The organism is Aestuariivivens sediminicola, assembly GCF_022662015.1.
GTDB classification, from domain to species: Bacteria; Bacteroidota; Bacteroidia; order Flavobacteriales; family Flavobacteriaceae; genus Aestuariivivens; species Aestuariivivens sediminicola.
This window is the reverse complement of sequence record NZ_JAKMCM010000003.1, coordinates 1-19,320: the sequence shown is the minus strand read 5'-3', so window position 1 is coordinate 19,320 and position 19,320 is coordinate 1. Positions and strand designations below refer to the sequence as shown.

The window sequence follows — 19,320 nt, the reverse complement described above, 5'->3', positions numbered from 1 at the left end:
TTCCACATCGTCCGTCTACCTGTTAAACATCAATCAAAAAATCAACAAATCAAAATGAATAAATTACTGTTTATTTGTGTTATCTTTTATTCCCTGATTTCACAAGCTCACAACACAGATCCCGAAAAAGATAGCGATAAACCCGGCACCATTTCCGGTGTGGTTTTAGACGCTCAGTTAAAGCAACCCTTACCCTATGTTAATGTCGTTATTTTAAGTACTAATGGTGAAACTTTAACAGGAGGCATGACCAACGAGGAAGGTATTTTTGAAATCAAGAAAATTGACGAAGGTAATGTTATTGTAAGTATACAATACATCGGTTATAAAACCGTAAAAAGAAACTATACCATCGAAAAGGGGCACTACAAGATAAATTTAGGTGATATTTTTTTAGAGGAAGAGGTTGAAGGTTTGGATGAGGTTACCGTTATAGCAGAAGTTTCTACTATTCAGCAAAAAGTAGACAGAAAGATAATAACCATTGGCAAAGATCTAGCCGCCACAGGAACCGCTTCCGATCTCATGGTTGGTATTCCTTCTGTAAGCATCGACGCCCAAACTGGGGAGATCAGCCTAAGAGGAAATTCGAATGTCCAGGTCATGGTCGATGGAAAGTTATCCACAATTCCGACGGCACAATTACTCAGGCAAATCCCTTCAACGGCAATAAAATCTATCGAACTCATTACCAATCCTTCGGCAAAATATAATCCTGAGGGCATGAGTGGGATCATAAATATTGTGCTACACAAAAACACCAATATCGGTTTTAACGGTAATTTAAATGTTAGCCTGAGTAAAGAGATCGAGTCAAAGTTCAATAGTGCATTGAACCTGAACTACAGAAATGGCAAATTTAATTTTTACGGTAACTACAGCAATAATGTTTCAAAAAACAGAAATAACGGCAACGTGTTCAGACCGGAAAATAACTCGGAACAATTCTTCAGGTTTTTAGACCAAAGAGAGAACCATCAATACAAAATAGGGGTTGATTTTTATTTGAATGAGCGCCATACGATTTCTGTTTTCAGTAATCAGAACATCTCGGATGACAGCACAGTCGGCAGAACCAATGCTATTTTCTATGATGATATGTCATTTAATCAGGATCAAATCTTTTCGGCAGTTGGTGATAACGCCTCATCTCAGTATAACTTCGATTACAAAATCGACTTCGCTAAAGAGGGATCGAACATCGAATTGGAGATAGATCATAATTTTTACGATGGTGAAAATCCCGTATTTTTTGATCAGATCGCTGGCCCATTGAGTGACTATATCGATTATAATGAGACAGAACGTTCAAACACCACTGTTAATTTGGATTATGTAAATCCAATTTCTGAGAACTCTAAATTGGAATTAGGCCTTCAGGCACGATTATTCAACACCGATATTGCCTATGCCTCAACTGGAGAATCCTTTAGTGATTCGGGCAGCTTAGTGCCCACCCCAAGCACCAATTTTGATTACACCAGAGATATTTATTCGGCCTATGCCTCTTTTAGTAAAAAACTCGAAAAATGGTCCTATCAGCTTGGAGCAAGAATAGAACATGTCAATGTGGATGCTATTGCCTTGCAACAGGATCAGACGACCAGTGACATCACTGAAATTGCATTTAACAATGACTATTTTGAAATCTATCCGTCTGTCTTTATAACCTACACGCCTTCCGAGAAGAATGCTTTACAATTCAGTTACAGTCGCCGGGTGGATCGTCCGGGAATAGGACAGATTAATCCTATTAAGGAATGGAGTACGCCATTGATATCGTCTTTCGGAATGCAAGATTTAGAACCACAATTCACAAACTCCATAGAGATCAACTTTATAAGAAATTTTAACGAGCGAAAAGGAAGTCTTACCACTGGAATATTTTATCGTTCGATTTCCGATGAAATAAACAGAGCCCTATTTATTGATCGAAGTGATGTCACCTCGGGACGGGTTATTCTAACCCATGATAATTTTGATAATACTTCGGCTTATGGTATCGAGATAGCCAGCAACTACAGACCTTTTGGTTGGTGGACTATAAATGGCAGTTTTGATTTCTATTCCCAGACTCAAAAGGGCATAGCGGAAAATATTAGAGATGGGGTGCGTCTTGAAAATGCGACTATTGCCGATATTGAGACCAATGTGACCGAAGTGGATAATGTCGCCTGGAACTTCAGGATGTTTAATAATTTTAGTGTCAACAAGAATTTAGCCTTTACGGCTTTCGGATTTTACAGAGGTAAAAACAGAACCTTACAATTTGATGTTGATCCCATGTATTTCGTAAATGTGGGATTACGCTATAGTTTCCTCGAGAACAATAGAGCAACCTTCGGATTTAACTATAACGATATTTTCAATACCATGCGTTTTAGTTTCGACGGACAACGACCATTTGTTCAAACCGGTGCATTTAACTGGGAAAGCAATACTTGGAATATTAGTCTGAACTACAGATTTGGTGGAGGAAAATACCGTGCAAAATCAAGAAAAAGAAGAGATGACAATGTAAAATCCGGAAATGGAGGATTCCTATAAAACTTTGATAACCTGACAAGTTGATGGTTAGTATAATGTTCAGGTTATTGAATAAAAGCTCCAAACTAAATTTGGAGCTTTTTTAATTAAAAAAAAATTTTTTTAAAATTTTATACAATAAAACTATTTATTATACGTTGTAATGTTATAATCTGCGAAATTAATTATTTAGAGTTAGTCACCTAGTAAAGAATTCGTAATGTTTAAGAGTACTTCTTTTTAAAACTCGGATGATGACGATTCCGAGTTTTTTATTGTTAAACTTTGTTAAGATTGCAATATTTTTAAAAGTTTTACGTCTATATAAATATACTTCACAAAAGTAGTGTTAGTTGGAGTTGATTAATAGCTATAAAAACCCGAAATGAAAATTTCGGGTTTTTTAATTCGTTTCCTTACCATTTGATAATAACACTACCCCAGGTAAATCCGCTTCCAAAGGCTGCCAATACAACGTTATCACCCTCGTTTATCTTTCCTTCCTCCCAGGCTTCAGTGAGGGCTATAATAACGGAAGCGGCTGTAGTATTCCCATATTTTTGAATATTATTATACACCTGATCATCTCGTAATCGGAATTTCTTTTGAATAAATTGAGAAATTCTCAGATTGGCCTGATGCGGAATCAACATGTCTATGTCCTCTTTCTTTAAATTATTGGCTTCGAGACCTTCAACAATTGCTTCACTAAAACGAACTACGGCATGTTTAAATACAAATGTCCCATTCATGTATGGATAATATGACGTGTCGTTAGGATCGTTAGCCTCCAAAATTTCTGGAACCCAATGTTTAATACTCGGTCCGGCGACCATCAACTCTTCGGCATATTTCCCTTCAGAATGCAAATGTGAAGACAGGATACCTCTGGTGCGATCTTCAGTTCGGCTTAACACGGCAGCTCCTGCCCCATCACCGAAAATAACCGTTACTCCTCGTCCTCGTGTTGTTTTTTCTAATCCCCCAGAGTGATATTCTGCGCCTATCACGAGAACATTCTTATACATTCCTGTTTTAATAAACTGGTCGGCAACTGCCACGGCATATACAAATCCGGAGCATTGATTTCTTACATCCAGGGCTCCCACCGTGGGCACATCGAGTAAATCTTGAATTTGAACACCGCAGCCTGGAAAATAATAGTCGGGACTCAATGTTGCAAATACAATGAAATCGATGTCATCTTTTGTCACACCCGATCGCTCTATCGCAATTCTGGCGGCTTTTGCCCCCATAACGGCCGACGTATCCTCACTACCCTCTTTAATCCAACGGCGTTCTATTATACCTGTGCGTTCCTGAATCCATTCATCACTGGTATCCATCATTTTAGATAAGTCATCATTGGTCACGACATGGTCCGGAACATACTTACCCAAGCCAATTATTTTCGAATTGTACATAGCTTATTGTTTAGTATTACAAATTACGATAACTGCGTTTAAATTCCAATAACAATTTGAAAGTTCAACATTTCTCCTACTGCATGTAAAAATAATGTCAGTTTGTCACATTTGCCGGATTGGTATTTTTTTTGACTCATGGGTAAGCACGAGATAAATTTAATTTTGTCAGTTCGCATTGTTCAAAATCAGGACTGACATTTAACCTATAAAATAAATATCATGACAAAAGGAAATATTAATGTATCGGTAGAAAACATTTTCCCGCTCATTAAAAAATTCTTATACAGCGATCACGAAATCTTCTTACGTGAACTTATCAGTAACGCCACTGATGCGACCTTAAAACTAAAACACCTTGCCAATGTAGGCGATGCAAAAATTGAATATGGTGAGCCTAAAATTGAGGTTAAAATTGATAAAAAAGGAAAAAAGCTGCATATCATCGACCAGGGCCTTGGAATGACAGCAGAAGAAGTTAAAAAATACATCAATGAAGTTGCCTTTTCAGGGGCAGAAGAGTTTTTGGACAAATATAAAGATTCGGCCAAGGATACCGGTATCATAGGGCACTTCGGGCTTGGTTTCTACTCGTCTTTTATGGTGGCCAACAAAGTTGAAATTATTACGAAATCGTACAAGGATGAACCGGCTGCGCATTGGGTTTGTGACGGTTCGCCTGAATTTACTCTGGAACCTCATGACAAGACTGAAAGAGGAACGGAAATTATCCTTCATATCATGGATGATGATAAGGAGTTTTTAGAAGAATCGCGCATCCGTGAATTATTGTTGAAATATAATAAGTTCATGCCGATTCCAATTAAGTTTGGAACCAAGGAGATTAACGATCCGGACTTCAAACCAAAAACAATAACGGATAAGGATGGCAAGGAAACGACCGAACCCCATAAAAAAATAACCGTAGATAATATTGTTAATAATCCGAATCCGGCATGGACAAAACAACCGACGGATCTCACGGATGAAGATTATAAAAACTTCTACCGCGAGTTGTACCCCATGCAGTTTGAAGAACCTTTGTTCCACATTCATTTGAATGTAGATTATCCGTTTAACCTAACTGGGATATTGTATTTCCCAAAAATGACCAATGATTTAAACATTCAGAAGGACCGCATTCAGCTCTATCAGAATCAGGTCTTTGTAACGGATAACGTGGAAGGTATTGTTCCTGAATTTTTAACCATGCTTCGAGGGGTGATCGATTCACCTGATATTCCACTGAACGTATCGCGTTCTTATTTGCAGGCCGACGGTGCAGTTAAAAAAATCTCCTCTTACATCACGCGAAAAGTAGCCGATAAATTAAAATCCCTTTTCAATACCAACCGCGAAGATTTTGAAAAGAAATGGGATGATATAAAAATTGTGATCGAATACGGTATGCTCTCCGAAGAGAAATTCTTTGAAAAGGCGGATGCGTTTGCCCTTTATCCAACGGTTGATGGAACGTACTACACCTATGAAGAGCTGTACAATAAAATTAAGGCCAATCAGACGGACAAAGATGATAAATTGATCATTCTCTACGCCGCCGATAAAGAAGCGCAACACAGCTATATTGAAGCAGCCAAAGCAAAAGGTTATGAAGTCCTGTTGCTGGATTCTCCAATTGTATCGCATTTGATGCAAAAATTGGAAACCTCAAAAGAGAAGATCTCTTTCGCTCGAGTGGATGCCGACCATATTGATAATTTGATCAAAAAGGACGACACCATTATTTCCAAATTGGATGAGGATCAAAAGAAAACCTTGGACGAATTGCTGAAGGAGGTGATTCCATCCGAGAAATTTATGGTCCAGTTGGAAGCAATGGACAGTAATGCCTCTCCATTTATTATCACCCAACCGGAATTTATGCGCCGTATGAAAGAAATGCAGCAAACCGGTGGTGGCGGTATGTTTGGTATGGGTAATATGCCCGAAATGTACAATTTGGTAGTCAATACCAATCATGAACTGGTAAGTGATATTTTAAACACCAAAACAAGGAAAAAACAAGAACGTTTAATCAATCAAAGTTTGGATCTGGCACGTTTGTCTCAGGGACTTCTTAAAGGAGAAGAATTGACCAACTTTATTAAACGCAGCTATGATATGATAAAGTAATTAGACTATCTAATAGTTCATATTCTAACAAACATTATGAAAAAACCACTTTGTTATTTACAAAGTGGTTTTTTATTGGAATAACATGATAAATGTTCTGTTTAATTGTGATTGTGAGATCTAATTTTACATTTCTAAATTTCATATCAATTCAAATAATTTTTTAATCAATATGTATCATGAGAAAAGCTATATTTAATCTAGGCTTATTTCTATTTTCCATTTCAGCAATAGCCCAGGCGGGACATATTTTACAAGGTGTAGGATCGGTTAATATGTCTATGGGTGGTGCCGCTACTGGTCAACCACTGGATATCTCCGGGGCGCTGCAATGGAACCCAGCCTCAATTTCGACCTTTAATGAAACCATTCTAAATTTTGATCTTGGAATATTCATGTCATCCCCGACCCTTTATTCCACAATCCCGGAATTTGACACAAATGGACAACCGACAGGAAATATCTATTCGGGTGTAACAAATGATGACAGAGGTAATTCCCCGATGCCTGCCCTGGCTTTGGTATTTGGAAAAGAAAACAGCAGGCATACCTTTGGATTGTCTGCATTTGGTATAAGTGGTTTTGGTGTTACCTTCCCTGAAAGCATGTCTAATCCAATAAACATGCCCCAAAATATGGGCGGTTTTGGCAGAATAGAATCGGATTATATGTTGCTACAAATAGGCTTTACCTGGGCCTACGCCTTATCCGATAACTTTTCTATTGGGATAGAACCAACCCTTAATTTTGCCAGTTTAGAGCTCATGCCAAACCCAACAGCCAATCCGAATCAAGCCGGTTACCCCTCAACGAATAAAGTGAACAGTACCGGTTTTGGCGCACAAATTGGTCTGTTCTATGATTCCAAAACAGGTTTTAAAGCAGGGGTTTCCTATAAATCAACACAATCTTTTGAAGATTTTGAATTTGAAAACACCTATTTAGACAATTCAACAGGTGCTAACAGCTTTAACATGGATTACCCTGCCATTTACTCCGTAGGCCTGGGCTATTCCAAATCTGATTTCGATCTCGCATTAGATTATAGAATAGTGGATTATGAAAATACGGATGGGTTTAAAAAAACAGGTTGGACTCAGACCTTTTCAGTAAGTGGTTTTGGATGGAAAAACATTAACATACTTTCCGCAGGTGTACAATATAAAGGAATTAATAGATTGCCGATACGCTTTGGATATACCTATAGTGACAATCCGATAGCGGAAGACGTGGCTTTCTTTAATATTCCCGCCACTGCCATTATAAAAAATGCATTTCAATTCGGGCTAACCTATGAAATTAGTCAGAAATTTGAACTAAATGCCATGTACCATCACGGATCAAGCAGCGGGAAAACATCCGGGCAAATATTAAACCCTATGTTCATCCAGAACTCCCCTCCTTATGGTGCCATCCCGGGCAGTGATGTCTCTTATGACATGACAACGGATTTGGTCATGCTAGGATTTAAATATGTCTTCAATAAGAAAAGTGAAGCAACAAGCAATTAATTTCCTCATTTAGATAAATGAAATCGAAAACCACTTTATGTTTATAAAGTGGTTTTTTTATTGCCTTTTTTGAAAATTAGGTATCTTCGTTTTGAAGCATTCAAAGTCACATGAAAATTATTTCAACCAATATCGCCAAATCTAGAACCATAATTTGGAACGGCAAACAAGAGACTACCGGGATTTATAAAGCGCCTACCGAAGCACCTATTTTCCTCGGAAAAAATGACGTCAAAGGAGATGAAGTCACCGATAGAAGGTACCACGGAGGCGAATTTAAGGCCTGTTATATGTATCCGGCAGATCAGTATCCCTATTGGAAAGCCTTATATCCGCAGTTGCAATGGCAATGGGGCATGTTTGGTGAAAATTTAACCGTTGAAGGTTTGGACGAGACCAGGCTATTTATCGGTGACATCTATAAAGTGGGCGGTGCCTTGGTGCAGATAACGCAACCTCGAGAGCCCTGCTATAAACTTGGCATTCGGTTCGGTAATCAATTGATTATTAAACAATTTATTGACCATGGATATTCAGGGACCTATATCCGTGTTTTAAAAGCGGGCTATGTCAGTATTGGTGATGTATTTAATTTAGTGGAGCAGGCAGAACATAGATTAAGCATATTTGATTTTAATCGTTTGCTATTTGCCAAAAATAAAGATAGAAACCATATTGAATTAGCCCAGCATCTCGATGCGCTGCCACAAAAAAAACGGGATAAGCTTAAAGCCTATTTAAAATGACAGAACTTGATCATATCGTCAAACAACTTAAATTACAACCCCATCCGGAAGGTGGTTTTTACAAAGAGACTTACAGAAGCGAAGGCTTAATTACCGAGGATAATTTAGATAACGATATAGAGGGTATGCGTCATTATTCGACTGCTATTTACTTTCTACTCACTTCAGATAACTTTTCGGCATTACATCGAATTAAACAAGACGAAATCTGGCATTTTTATAAAGGATCGCCATTAAAGCTACATATTATTTCACCTGAGGGGGTTTATTCCATGGTCATCATTGGGAATCATTTAGAGGAAGCTGAGGTACCCCAGTATACTGTTACGGCCAGAAGTTGGTTTGCCGCCGAAGTTTTAAATGACAATGCCCACACGCTGGTAGGGTGCACCGTATCTCCCGGATTCGATTTCAGAGATTTTGAATTGGCAGATAAGGAGAATTTGTGTTCAAAATTCCCACAGCATAGAAACATTATAGAACGTCTGACCAGGGATTAGTTCGCTGCAAGATGTTTATCGAAATGTTGCTTTAATAAAGGGATTTGAAGGCACAGCATTACCGTAAAAAATGTAATTCCATACAGGGTGGTTTTAGATATCTCTAAACCTGAAAAAGAATCGGCAATAAAACCATAGTTCAATGTATCGAACCAACCCAAAGATTCCGTTTCGTTTCCGAAAAGCAAAGCATATATCAGGAGGGATAAAAACAAAATGACAACAAAAACCCAGATCAATTTGGATATTAAGGGCCTGTAGACCGTTACTTTACTCTCGTTCAATTTTGTAATCCTTGACATGACGGTCTCGGTAAAATCAAAGGATGGGCTTTGCGTTGGGCTCTCCTTTACGATCTTTTTAATGAATTCATTTAATTCCTTGTTAACTTCCTCTTTCATAATCTTTAATTAATTCCGGTTCTACATGATGCTTTACGATGGTAGCCAATTTTTTTCTACTTCGAAACAGTTTTACTTTTACGTTATTTGGGGTTAAACCCACGATCTTCGCTATTTCCTCTAAACTTAGTTCTTCGTAATAAAATAAGGTCAGTAAAAACCCATCATCATTGGGTAATAAGGCAATACAATCCTGTAAGGCCTTCTTCCTTTCATCCTCTTCCAATCTGTCCAAGGCATTATCAATGGTTTTAACCTCGAATTCTGTAAACTCATTAATAGCAACATTACGTTGAAACTTTTTATTCTTCTTGATCCTGTCCAAACTTGAATGATAGGCAATTTTATATATCCACGTCGAAAATTTAGACTCCCCTTTAAACTTTTTTAACGACTTATAGACTTTAATAAAAGTATCCTGTGCCACCTCCTCTGCCTCTTCCCTGTTTTTTATCATTCTTAGGGTAAGGGTATAGACCAAATCCTTATAACGGTCAACGATGACTTTAAATGCATTCGAATCGCCTTCAAGTATTAAATTAATATAATATTGATCGTCGTTGATGGTCATTTTAATATTGAGACGCCTAATTTTTAATTTAGGTTACACTTTTGAATATTTTTTTCTATTTCTGTAACCTAAAAGCAAAACCTGCCGTCAAAGCTTATAAACACATTAAAAATAATCAATTAAAAACAAACAATTATGGTAGAAGTATTAATTCCCATTAGCTTTTTCTTAGCTATTTTCGGTATGGTTTATCTTTATTTATCGACACGGAATAAAGAACGTCTTGCTCTAATAGAAAAAGGAGCGGATGCAAGTATTTTTATGAGCGGAAAGAGAGGCACTGCTCCCATTTGGAAGGTGCTCATTCTAAACATTGCCCTATTACTTATGGGTATAGGTGCAGGTGTATTTATTGCTGGCCTTTTGGTCATGCTCGGTATGGATGACAACATTGCAGAACCAGGCACCATATTCTTAATGTCCGGTATTGCCTTATTCATAGGGTTCCATATGACCAAGAATTTAGACAAATCTTAAGCAAAAGGTCATCAGATTACTTTAATCCTGTTCTTCTCTAATACTATGAAGAACAGGTTTTTTATTTAATTATGAAATCAAAATAGGTATTTGGAAAAGGTTCATTCTTTAGGGTAAAATGCCACCACTCTTTGGAATAATTTTTAAATCCATTCCGTAACATCACCATTTGCAGTAACCGCCTGTTAGATTTTTGCTCTTCCGTTAATTGATCATAATCGATCCAGGAGGATCGACCGAAAAAATCGTAAGGGCTTCCCATGTCCAGCGGCTCACCTGTTTTAAGGTCGACAACAGTGACATCTACGGTACTACCCCGACTATGGCCCGATTTCGTGGCAATGTAACCCTCCTTAAACAAATTTTTCTTTTTTACCTGAGGATAAAATGTGTTTTTCTTCAAAGTGTCGTTAAATTCCTGTGCCCATGTCATGAACATATTAACGGCCCGTTGCGGTCTGTAACCATCATAGATTTTCAGGCACAGCCCATCATGTTCTAATTCCTTTTGAACCTTTCTTAGAGCTTTTGCTGTGGGTTTTGTCAGGTACAGAATGTGCGCATCATAACCATGTATTGGTCTGCCTACGAAATTATTGTAACCAAAATATCGTAATTCAATTTCTAAATTCGGAATGTACTTCGATGCATCTACAAAACCTTCCGGTACCTGAGAAAAACACAGGCTATAGCCAAAAATGAATACTAAAAAAAGAAATGATTTCATGGACCTTTATAAAGAATAAATTTAAAAAAAATTAAGATGTACGTCGAATTAGTGCAAAAAAAAACCGAGTTCCCTCAAACTCGGTCTCTTTTAATTTGCTTATCGTATGCAGTAGATTTAGGGTCTCTATATCAACAACATAATGCAAATATTAATTAATTAATCCATTGAACTAAAAAGTATGTTATTTAGTACACACCAAAAATAATTATACGAATGAAATAAAACGATTAAAAACACCAATAATCGATAAAATGCACTATTTTTTAACATTTAAAGATAAACTATTACATTTAATCGATAAAATACATTTTATTCTATCTGTAAACTGGCAAAGTTTATGATATTTTTAGGAGGCATCACATACGATGTTATCCAGTTTTTAGTTAATAGCATAGTGAAATTATTAAATTATATTTACTAAAAATTCAATAATGCAGTTACGGTTATTAATTCTATATCTCGGTTTTTTCGGGTTGATGCATTCGCAGAACGTCTCATTTAATGAAAAAAATATTAACGTAAGCAGACACATTGATGGCACACTTACTTTGCCAGAGGATAGAGACGCAATGGATTTGGCCATTATTATTGGTGGTTCAGGCCCAACAGATCGAAACGGAAATCAAAATTTTTTAAAAAACAATGCCCTTAAAAAACTGTCTGATGCCTTAGTTCAAAATGGTATAGCCACTTACAGATACGATAAGCGCATTGTTAAACAAATCAGACAGCAAAATATCGATCCAAACATAAAATTTGATGATTTTGTTAACGATGCCATTGAGGTAATTACCTATTTTAAAAATACCCGGGCATACCACAAAATTTATGTAATTGGCCATAGCCAGGGCAGTTTGGTTGGATTGATCGCTTCAAAGGAGCTAGCCGACGGTTTTATTTCTCTGGCAGGAGCCGGACATAACATTGGTGACGTCCTGATTACACAGATAAGCAAGACAGCACCACAATTTTCAGAAGAAAGTGAAACCGTTATAGAGCAACTAAAAAACGGAAAGGTGGTTCAGGATTACCCCAAGCCTTTATCTTCGATTTTTGCTGAAGATATACAGCCATTTATGATAAATTGGATGCAATACGATCCACGTCAGATCATAAGCCAGTTAAACATGCCTATATTGATTTTAAACGGCACGAAGGATTTACAAACGACTGTTGAGGAAGCCCAAGAGCTGAAAAATGCTGCTCCAAAAGCACAGTTAAAACTAATTGATCAAATGAACCATGTCTTGGTGCTTATAGAAGGAGATGACCTGGAAAATTCGAAATCCTACAACGAACCGAACAGGGAAATTTCTCAGGAATTAATTAAGCATATTACAACCTTCATAAAATCAAATCATTAGATGTATTTTATGGAAAATCCTCACTTTAAAGTAAAAACTTACCTCTTGTCGCAATTTCATTAAATTTCTGGTATTTAGTTATATCTTTCTGTCGTATTTACCAAATCTATTATAAATGAAAGCTATTTACCTACTATTAGCACTCTGTATTTATTGTAATTCCTCGATATCATTTTCCCAGGAGTATGCATTCGGATTGAAAGGGGGTTTGAATACGAACAGCATTGGTGATATTAATTCACGAGGCGGTTCGATTGCAGCCGGCAAGGCGGATGAACTATTTTCTCCTAAACAAGATATTGGATATCTCATTGGTGGTTATTTTATGATTGAATTTAAACGATTCTTTATACGACCTGAATTAAATTACGTCGATCTGCAAAATCACTATGACTTTCCAAGAAGGAAATCCAAATGGACAACCTCAAAGTTTGAAATCCCATTGTTAGTTGGATATGAAATTGTAAAACCCGTATCTGTTTATGCAGGTCCAAACCTTAATTTTTTCGATGAGATCCAACTGGAAGGTGTACAGGTGACCTCCTACAGTGACGGAGGACCGGATATTGACAGAAATACAGTAGGCCTGAATATTGGGGTTATGGTACGCTATAATCGGTTTAATATAGATTTGAGGTATGAAATGGGCACAAAACAAACAGAAGAAGAACTTTTGGATATTAACAACGGTGCATTTGGTGTCAATTTAGCTGACCTAAGAGCATATACTCCCAGTACCTTGAGTTTAAGTCTTTCCATAGATATTTTTAGAACAGACGGGAAAAGCATTTCAGATTTATTTAAAAATGACGGTAACTGCGGTTGTCCGTACAAATAAGAACCCTATTTCCATAGTACATCTTCATATGAATAAAAAAAGCATTCACAATCGTGAATGCTTTTTTACTAACTAACCAACCAAAAATATGAATTTTACAATCTTAAAATTTACAGTAACCACTCCATAAACTTCTATGGTAGATTGTAACACCTTATAGAAATCAATTACCATGCCAAAATAAAGTTTTTATAAGCTAACCATTTTAAAAATGCAGTGAATCTCGAAGAATTCCATAGTACAAGTCGGGTGAAGGCATCTACAGAATACCACACTTTCAATGGGATCCATAATATGAAACAAGACATCCTTAAAACGACATAAAAGGGTTACTTCCTACCCATTAGCCACTTAAAATATGGATAAAATGCATTTAGTTTTAATCTATTTTTTTTAAGATATTTGCCTTCTAATAGAATTTTGAAAAATGAATAAGACATTACTGCTACTATTTGCACTATTCATGGTATCATGCGGTGAAGAACAGCCCGATTTAACTGTGAGAGCCGATATTAAAGGATTAAAAAAAGGTACGGTATATTTAAAAAAAGTTTTGGATACCACCTTAGTTACGGTGGATTCTGTTGTTGTGAATGGCAGCGCTCTAATCGAATTGACAAGTGCCCTTGAATCTCCAGAAGTATTTTATTTGGATTTGGACAAAAACAGTACAGAGAACGAAAGAATTGGATTTTTTGCTGACAAGGGTGTTACTGAAATCCATACGACCTTAAAGAATTTTGCTCTGGATGCCGAGATAAAGGGTTCGGAACAACAAAAACTTCTTGAGCAATATCAATTGCTGATGTCTAGAATAAAAGACAGAAAACTGGATTTAATAAAAGAAAGTTTGGAGGCACAAAAAAGGGGTGACTCATCTGCCATGATCAATTATGAAAGTAAGCAGAGTAACCTTATTAAAAGTCAATATTTACAAACCGTTAATTTTGCCATCAATCACAACAACAGCGAAGTGGCGCCTTATTTGGCCTTAACAGAAATCTATAATGCGAGAATTAATTTTTTGGATACGATAAATAATTCCCTCACACCCGAGATTAAGGCTTCGAAATATGGTAAAGAATTGGATGCTTATATTAAAGAGATAAAATCGAAAGACGAAAATTAAATACATCTGAAAAGATGACATCGTTTGCCCTCCTATAAATAGATATTTGACAACAAAATTAAACCGAGTGTCTTATGGACACTCGGTTTTTTCTTTTAGTTATAAAATGGAAGCTCTTTAATCCCCTGATAACTCATTAAGTCAGGTTAACAAGTTCAACTCAATTTATTGATTTTATCGATCAGGGCTTTCCCTCTCGATTCAAGCTCGAGGTTTATTGATTTGAAATGTGCCTTTGGATTATCAATATCCTTTGCGTTTACCTTAGCAATCAACTCATCGAAAGTTGCAATGGCCTCATCTATAATAGCTTCACTTTTCTTGGTATCCTTGTCGGAATTTGCCTCTTCCCAGATATAAACCGCCTCAATAATATCGCCTAATACATAATTAATATCCTTTTTTAAATCTCTTACATTTGCCATATTGATCTATTTTAAATTACAAAACAAAATTAAACATAAACTTCTAATAGGGTCGCGTTTTTGGCATCTATTTCATATCGTTTTATGCAGGCGGGCAGCAATACTGTTTCTCCTTTCTTTATATTTACGGAAACACCCTTAACACTGATATGTGCTTCTCCTTCAACACAGATATAAATAAAAAAAGAATCTTTTGTATTCTGTTTTTCCAGTCGCTCTGTAACCTTTAAATAGCTCGTGGTAAAATAAAGGCAACTCACCATTTTGTTCGAGCGGTTTTTGCTGCGGTCATAAGCCACTCTAAAATTATCCGGCATGTTAAAATCGAAGGCATCAATGGCCAAATCGTTGTGCAGTTCACGGGCATTACCCTGGTCATCCACCCGATCCCAATCATAAACCCTGTACGTAATATCACTTGTTTGCTGGATTTCGGCCAACAGGACCCCAGCCCCAATCGCATGTACACGACCAACTTCAATAAAATAAGTGTCCCCACTTTTAACCTTGTCGAAATTTAAAATTTGGGGCAGTGTTTTGTTTTCCAAATGACCAAGATACTTCTCGGCATTCATCTCCTGATTAAAACCCACTATTAGATTAGCATCTTTATCGGCCTGCATGACATACCACATCTCCGTTTTTCCAAAGGAATTATGACGCTCAGCCGCTAAGGCATCGTTAGGATGTAACTGTATTGATAAATCTTCACGCGCATCGATGAATTTAATTAACAGAGGAAACTTATTTCCAAAAAGCTGATAGTTTTTTTCACCGATCAAATCGGCTCTATACGTTTCTAATAAATCTTTTAAGGACCGGCCTTTTAATTTCCCATTGGACACAATGGAGGGATCACCCTCTACATCACTAATTTCCCAGCTCTCACCAATATTTGGTAAATTACTTTCCTTTTTTAATAAGGTCTTTAATTTTTGACCACCCCAAATTTTATCCTTTAAAATCGGATGAAACTTCATAGGGTATAGTGTATCACTCATATATCTATATTAATTATCAATTACCTGAATAGCTTACAAAGTTTCTTGGAGTTTCATATAAGGTAATCTCTAAAGACAAGTCATCTTTTAATCTCGATTTTAATTTGTTGTAGATTACTACAACAATATTTTCGGCTGTAGGATTTAAATCCTTGAACGCATCGACTTCGAGATTCAAATTTTTATGATCGAAGGCATCTTCAACCTCTTCTTTTATAATCTCTTTTAAAATTTTAATGTCAATCACATAACCGGTCTCTTGGTCTATATCTCCGGTAACACTTACAATTAATTCATAATTATGTCCGTGAAAATGTGGATTACTGCATTTATCAAATACTTCCCGGTTTTTTTCATCACTCCAATCTTTTCGATACAACCTATGTGCCGCATTAAAATGCGCACGTCTACTCACAGTAACCTTCATTGATTAAAATTTAAGTGTTCGTAATATTTTTGAAATATAACTTTAAACCATTCGGTATACATCTCGGGTTGCCTTTCAATATCCGATTTAACAGCTTCCAAAGACATCCATTTCCAATCGGCGACTTCTTCTTTGTTGATTACAGGATCATCATTATAGCTGCCTAAAAGCACATGATCATACTCGTGTTCTGTAAGACCATTATCAAAAGGGGCCTTGTAAATAAAGGCGATCGATTCTATCAATGGTGTAACAAATCCCATTTCTTCACGCAACCGTCTCTTTCCTGCCTCAATATTAGTTTCCCCATCACGCTGATGGCTACAACAGGTATTGGTCCATAGACCGGGAGAATGGTATTTATTGAATGCCCTCTGTTGGAGCATCAATTCATTCTTATCGTTAAAGACAAACACCGAAAAAGCTCTATGCAGCAGGGCCTTTTCATGGGCTTCCATTTTTGGCATGAGTCCTATTTGTTCATCGTTTTCATTTACTAAAATTACCTTTTCTTCCTCCATAAAACAAAAATACCAAGTATAAGTTAATATTTGTAGTGTTTAACCTAAAAACTAAAAACTGAACTCATAAATTGTTAAATTATGAAGTATCTTTGCACCCATTCAAAATGAACACAATGAGTTTTTTAAAAGAAATACAACGCAGACGTACTTTTGGAATCATTTCTCACCCGGATGCAGGTAAAACCACATTAACTGAAAAATTATTGCTGTTCGGGGGAGCCATTCAGGAGGCCGGAGCAGTAAAAAGTAATAAGATAAAAAAAGCGGCGACGAGTGATTTTATGGAAATTGAACGTCAACGTGGCATCTCTGTTGCAACCTCTGTATTGGCGTTTGAATATCAAGGTATAAAAATCAATATTCTGGATACACCCGGTCACAAGGATTTTGCAGAAGATACGTATAGAACGCTTACCGCTGTAGACAGTGTTATTGTTGTTATAGATGTAGCCAAAGGTGTTGAGGAACAAACTGAAAAACTCGTCGAAGTTTGCAGAATGCGGAATATCCCCATGATTGTTTTTATTAATAAACTTGACCGTGAAGGTAAGGATGCTTTCGATTTGCTGGATGAAGTTGAACAAAAACTGGGTCTTACGGTTTGTCCATTGAGTTTTCCCATTGGTATGGGTTATGACTTTAAAGGGATTTATAATATTTGGGAAAGAAACATTAATCTGTTTAGCGGGAATAATCGTAAAAACATAGAAGAAACCATAGAAATATCCGACCTCCAATCTGATAGCTTGATACGTTTAATTGGTAATGACCCAGCCCAGGCTTTAAATGAAAATCTTGAATTGGTTGAAGGTGTTTATCCGGAATTCAATAAAGAGGCCTATTTGAAAGGAGACTTACAGCCCGTATTTTTTGGTTCGGCCTTAAACAATTTTGGAGTCAGAGAACTGTTGGATTGTTTTATTGAAATTGCACCAAAACCAAGACCGAAGCATAGTGAAGAACGTCTTGTTAAACCAGAAGAGCATGACTTTAGTGGATTTGTATTTAAAATTCACGCCAATATGGATCCGAACCACCGGGATCGTTTAGCCTTTGTAAAAATTGTATCTGGCAAATTTGAACGTAATAAACCGTATTTACATGTGAGACACAACAAAAAAATGAAATTTTCCAGTCCAAATGCATTTTTTGCTGAGAAAAAGGAAATAGTGGATGTGTCTTACCCCGGGGATATTGTGGGCCTTCATGATACGGGTAATTTTAAAATCGGAGACACCCTTACAGAAGGCGAAACCATAAGCTACAAGGGAATTCCAAGTTTTTCGCCTGAGCACTTTAGATATATCAATAATGCCGATCCAATGAAATCAAAGCAGTTGTATAAAGGTATTGATCAACTTATGGATGAAGGTGTTGCTCAATTATTTACCTTAGAGCTTAATGGGCGAAAAGTTATTGGAACAGTTGGCGCACTTCAATACGAAGTCATACAATATAGGCTGGAACATGAATATGGAGCCAGGTGCACCTATGAAAATTTAAATGTACATAAGGCATGTTGGATAGATGCTGAAGATGAGAAACATGACGAGTATCAGGATTTTATAAAAGTAAAACAGCGGTACCTGGCTAAGGATAAACGGGGACAATTAGTGTTTTTAGCCGACTCGGCATTTTCATTACAAATGACACAACAAAAATATCCGAGTATAAAATTCCACTTTACATCGGAATTTAAATAATTATACATACCGTTCATCTATTAATCGTGTTTTTAAGACGTTTAGGCTAGTTTTTTTAATACCCTTTTAAAGTATCCTGTACTTTTAATATCAAATCATCACCCCAAATTGATTGAGTTCATGGAAGTAAATGCTAAAGAATTTAGTAACAATGAGATTACTGTAACCTACGATCCTTGCATTTGCAAGCTTTCAGGAAGATGTGCAAAGGAACTTTCAGAAGTATTTAGCGATTCAATAATACCATGGATAAATTTAGATAATACGGATACGGAAATCATCGTTGAACAAATTAAGAAATGTCCCTCCGGTGCTTTGAAGTATTATTTAAAAAATGAAAAACAGGCAGTTTAAATTCGATAATAAGTGTTAATTAAAAAACTCTTTGAAAACTTAGCTTTCAAAGAGTTTTTATTTTTTTATGAGTGTAACCTGATTAGACTGTGATAAATAGCATAATCCATTTTCTTTTAAACACAGATCATCGCCCATCAACACAGGTCATAATTTTTAGCTAAATCTGACTACGCCTGTCCTGCTGGTCCAAAATTCAAAGGTATGGGCGGTTGCTCATGGAAATATCTCGAGCAATCGCGCTCAAATCGGCTGGTTAAGTCCAAGCCAACTAAGCCTGACCTGCTGGTCCATAATTCAAAGGTATTGGCGGTTGCTCGCGGAAATATCTCGAGCAACCTCATCCAAATCGGCTGGTTAAGTCCAATCCAACTAAGCCTGACCTGCTGGTCCAAAATTCAAAGGTATGGGCGGTTGCTCGCGGAAATATCTCGAGCAACCTCATCCAAATCGGCTGGTTAAGTCCAATCCAACTAAGCCTGACCTGCTGGTCCAAAATTCAAAGGTATGGGCGGTTGCTCGCGGAAATATCTCGA

Annotated in this window: 19 protein-coding genes; 11 read left to right on the top strand and 8 right to left on the bottom strand. The window is 36.8% G+C overall.

Going from position 1 to position 19,320, the window contains the following annotated elements; translation table 11 throughout:
* Window positions 1–54: 54 nt before the first annotated feature.
* Entirely contained in the window at window positions 55–2,547 is a 2,493-nt protein-coding gene (locus MR041_RS07595; protein WP_242093017.1) for a TonB-dependent receptor, read from the top strand.
* Window positions 2,548–2,942: 395 nt separating this feature from the next.
* Here MR041_RS07595 and MR041_RS07590 read toward each other — a convergent pair whose 3' ends face one another.
* On the bottom strand, window positions 2,943–3,950 hold the full coding sequence (locus MR041_RS07590; RefSeq protein WP_242093016.1) for a 3-oxoacyl-ACP synthase III family protein: 1,008 nt from the start codon (window positions 3,948–3,950) through the stop codon (window positions 2,943–2,945).
* Between the two features lie 222 nt (window positions 3,951–4,172).
* Between MR041_RS07590 and htpG the strand changes: the two genes are divergently transcribed.
* The 4 genes from htpG to MR041_RS07570 all read left to right on the top strand — a co-directional run bounded on the left by htpG (window position 4,173) and on the right by MR041_RS07570 (window position 8,840).
* The gene (gene htpG, locus MR041_RS07585; protein ID WP_242093015.1) at window positions 4,173–6,083 is read left to right on the top strand and encodes a molecular chaperone HtpG; all 1,911 of its coding nucleotides are present in this window, start codon (window positions 4,173–4,175) and stop codon (window positions 6,081–6,083) included.
* Between the two features lie 179 nt (window positions 6,084–6,262).
* The gene (locus MR041_RS07580; RefSeq protein WP_242093014.1) at window positions 6,263–7,594 is read left to right on the top strand and encodes an OmpP1/FadL family transporter; all 1,332 of its coding nucleotides are present in this window, start codon (window positions 6,263–6,265) and stop codon (window positions 7,592–7,594) included.
* A 110-nt stretch (window positions 7,595–7,704) separates the two neighbouring features.
* Window positions 7,705–8,340 carry an MOSC domain-containing protein gene (locus MR041_RS07575; RefSeq protein ID WP_242093013.1) on the top strand — a complete coding sequence of 212 codons (636 nt, stop codon included), beginning with the start codon at window positions 7,705–7,707 and terminating at the stop codon, window positions 8,338–8,340.
* Window positions 8,337–8,840, top strand: a complete 504-nt coding sequence (locus MR041_RS07570) for a cupin domain-containing protein (protein ID WP_242093012.1) — start codon at window positions 8,337–8,339, stop codon at window positions 8,838–8,840. The genes MR041_RS07575 and MR041_RS07570 overlap by 4 nt, the downstream gene beginning before the upstream one ends.
* On the opposite strand, the gene MR041_RS07565 is transcribed toward MR041_RS07570, so the two are convergent.
* On the bottom strand, window positions 8,837–9,241 hold the full coding sequence (locus MR041_RS07565) for a hypothetical protein (RefSeq protein ID WP_242093011.1): 405 nt from the start codon (window positions 9,239–9,241) through the stop codon (window positions 8,837–8,839). The two genes, MR041_RS07570 and MR041_RS07565, sit on opposite strands and share 4 nt — an antisense overlap.
* On the bottom strand, window positions 9,225–9,812 hold the full coding sequence (locus MR041_RS07560; RefSeq protein WP_242093010.1) for an RNA polymerase sigma factor: 588 nt from the start codon (window positions 9,810–9,812) through the stop codon (window positions 9,225–9,227). Before MR041_RS07560 ends, MR041_RS07565 begins: the two co-directional genes overlap by 17 nt.
* Window positions 9,813–9,947: 135 nt before the next feature.
* Between MR041_RS07560 and MR041_RS07555 the strand changes: the two genes are divergently transcribed.
* Entirely contained in the window at window positions 9,948–10,289 is a 342-nt protein-coding gene (locus MR041_RS07555) for a DUF6249 domain-containing protein (RefSeq protein WP_242093009.1), read from the top strand.
* Window positions 10,290–10,350: 61 nt separating this feature from the next.
* Here MR041_RS07555 and MR041_RS07550 read toward each other — a convergent pair whose 3' ends face one another.
* Entirely contained in the window at window positions 10,351–11,016 is a 666-nt protein-coding gene (locus tag MR041_RS07550) for a M15 family metallopeptidase (RefSeq protein WP_242093008.1), read from the bottom strand.
* A gap of 434 nt (window positions 11,017–11,450) precedes the next feature.
* Between MR041_RS07550 and MR041_RS07545 the strand changes: the two genes are divergently transcribed.
* The 3 genes from MR041_RS07545 to MR041_RS07535 all read left to right on the top strand — a co-directional run bounded on the left by MR041_RS07545 (window position 11,451) and on the right by MR041_RS07535 (window position 14,350).
* On the top strand, window positions 11,451–12,383 hold the full coding sequence (locus MR041_RS07545; RefSeq protein ID WP_242093007.1) for an alpha/beta hydrolase: 933 nt from the start codon (window positions 11,451–11,453) through the stop codon (window positions 12,381–12,383).
* Window positions 12,384–12,498: 115 nt separating this feature from the next.
* The gene (locus MR041_RS07540; RefSeq protein WP_242093006.1) at window positions 12,499–13,221 is read left to right on the top strand and encodes an outer membrane beta-barrel protein; all 723 of its coding nucleotides are present in this window, start codon (window positions 12,499–12,501) and stop codon (window positions 13,219–13,221) included.
* A 427-nt stretch (window positions 13,222–13,648) separates the two neighbouring features.
* Window positions 13,649–14,350: a DUF4369 domain-containing protein gene (locus MR041_RS07535; protein WP_242093005.1), complete on the top strand. Its 702-nt coding sequence runs from the start codon at window positions 13,649–13,651 to the stop codon at window positions 14,348–14,350.
* A 155-nt stretch (window positions 14,351–14,505) separates the two neighbouring features.
* Here the strand turns inward: MR041_RS07535 and MR041_RS07530 are convergent, their stop codons facing one another.
* Genes MR041_RS07530 through idi form a run of 4 tightly spaced genes read right to left on the bottom strand, consistent with a single transcriptional unit; the run spans window position 14,506 to window position 16,724 of the window.
* Window positions 14,506–14,775, bottom strand: a complete 270-nt coding sequence (locus MR041_RS07530; protein ID WP_242093004.1) for a hypothetical protein — start codon at window positions 14,773–14,775, stop codon at window positions 14,506–14,508.
* A gap of 29 nt (window positions 14,776–14,804) precedes the next feature.
* Entirely contained in the window at window positions 14,805–15,776 is a 972-nt protein-coding gene (locus MR041_RS07525) for a type I phosphomannose isomerase catalytic subunit (RefSeq protein ID WP_242093003.1), read from the bottom strand.
* A gap of 16 nt (window positions 15,777–15,792) precedes the next feature.
* The gene (locus MR041_RS07520; RefSeq protein ID WP_242093002.1) at window positions 15,793–16,203 is read right to left on the bottom strand and encodes a 6-pyruvoyl trahydropterin synthase family protein; all 411 of its coding nucleotides are present in this window, start codon (window positions 16,201–16,203) and stop codon (window positions 15,793–15,795) included.
* Window positions 16,200–16,724: an isopentenyl-diphosphate Delta-isomerase gene (gene idi / locus MR041_RS07515; RefSeq protein ID WP_242093001.1), complete on the bottom strand. Its 525-nt coding sequence runs from the start codon at window positions 16,722–16,724 to the stop codon at window positions 16,200–16,202. Before idi ends, MR041_RS07520 begins: the two co-directional genes overlap by 4 nt.
* Window positions 16,725–16,840: 116 nt before the next feature.
* Here idi and MR041_RS07510 point away from each other — a divergent pair, with 116 nt between their 5' ends.
* Together MR041_RS07510 and MR041_RS07505 are read left to right on the top strand one after the other, a co-directional pair.
* On the top strand, window positions 16,841–18,430 hold the full coding sequence (locus tag MR041_RS07510; protein WP_242093000.1) for a peptide chain release factor 3: 1,590 nt from the start codon (window positions 16,841–16,843) through the stop codon (window positions 18,428–18,430).
* A gap of 120 nt (window positions 18,431–18,550) precedes the next feature.
* Window positions 18,551–18,784: a (4Fe-4S)-binding protein gene (locus MR041_RS07505; protein ID WP_242092999.1), complete on the top strand. Its 234-nt coding sequence runs from the start codon at window positions 18,551–18,553 to the stop codon at window positions 18,782–18,784.
* The last annotated feature ends 536 nt before the right edge of the window (window positions 18,785–19,320 follow it).

Bases quoted from the DNA above. Each gene is read 5' to 3' on its own strand.
- MR041_RS07595 (WP_242093017.1), top strand. From the start codon at position 55: ATGAATAAATTACTGTTTATTTGTGTTATCTTTTATTCCCTGATTTCA.
- MR041_RS07570 (WP_242093012.1), top strand. From the start codon at position 8,337: ATGACAGAACTTGATCATATCGTCAAACAACTTAAATTACAACCCCAT.
- MR041_RS07565 (WP_242093011.1), bottom strand. From the start codon at position 9,241: ATGAAAGAGGAAGTTAACAAGGAATTAAATGAATTCATTAAAAAGATC.
- MR041_RS07525 (WP_242093003.1), bottom strand. From the start codon at position 15,776: ATGAGTGATACACTATACCCTATGAAGTTTCATCCGATTTTAAAGGAT.
- idi (WP_242093001.1), bottom strand. From the start codon at position 16,724: ATGGAGGAAGAAAAGGTAATTTTAGTAAATGAAAACGATGAACAAATA.
- MR041_RS07505 (WP_242092999.1), top strand. From the start codon at position 18,551: ATGGAAGTAAATGCTAAAGAATTTAGTAACAATGAGATTACTGTAACC.
- MR041_RS07540 (WP_242093006.1), top strand. From the start codon at position 12,499: ATGAAAGCTATTTACCTACTATTAGCACTCTGTATTTATTGTAATTCC.
- MR041_RS07520 (WP_242093002.1), bottom strand. From the start codon at position 16,203: ATGAAGGTTACTGTGAGTAGACGTGCGCATTTTAATGCGGCACATAGG.
- MR041_RS07580 (WP_242093014.1), top strand. From the start codon at position 6,263: ATGAGAAAAGCTATATTTAATCTAGGCTTATTTCTATTTTCCATTTCA.
- MR041_RS07530 (WP_242093004.1), bottom strand. From the start codon at position 14,775: ATGGCAAATGTAAGAGATTTAAAAAAGGATATTAATTATGTATTAGGC.
- MR041_RS07510 (WP_242093000.1), top strand. From the start codon at position 16,841: ATGAGTTTTTTAAAAGAAATACAACGCAGACGTACTTTTGGAATCATT.
- MR041_RS07590 (WP_242093016.1), bottom strand. From the start codon at position 3,950: ATGTACAATTCGAAAATAATTGGCTTGGGTAAGTATGTTCCGGACCAT.
- MR041_RS07550 (WP_242093008.1), bottom strand. From the start codon at position 11,016: ATGAAATCATTTCTTTTTTTAGTATTCATTTTTGGCTATAGCCTGTGT.
- MR041_RS07555 (WP_242093009.1), top strand. From the start codon at position 9,948: ATGGTAGAAGTATTAATTCCCATTAGCTTTTTCTTAGCTATTTTCGGT.
- MR041_RS07535 (WP_242093005.1), top strand. From the start codon at position 13,649: ATGAATAAGACATTACTGCTACTATTTGCACTATTCATGGTATCATGC.
- MR041_RS07560 (WP_242093010.1), bottom strand. From the start codon at position 9,812: ATGACCATCAACGACGATCAATATTATATTAATTTAATACTTGAAGGC.
- htpG (WP_242093015.1), top strand. From the start codon at position 4,173: ATGACAAAAGGAAATATTAATGTATCGGTAGAAAACATTTTCCCGCTC.
- MR041_RS07545 (WP_242093007.1), top strand. From the start codon at position 11,451: ATGCAGTTACGGTTATTAATTCTATATCTCGGTTTTTTCGGGTTGATG.
- MR041_RS07575 (WP_242093013.1), top strand. From the start codon at position 7,705: ATGAAAATTATTTCAACCAATATCGCCAAATCTAGAACCATAATTTGG.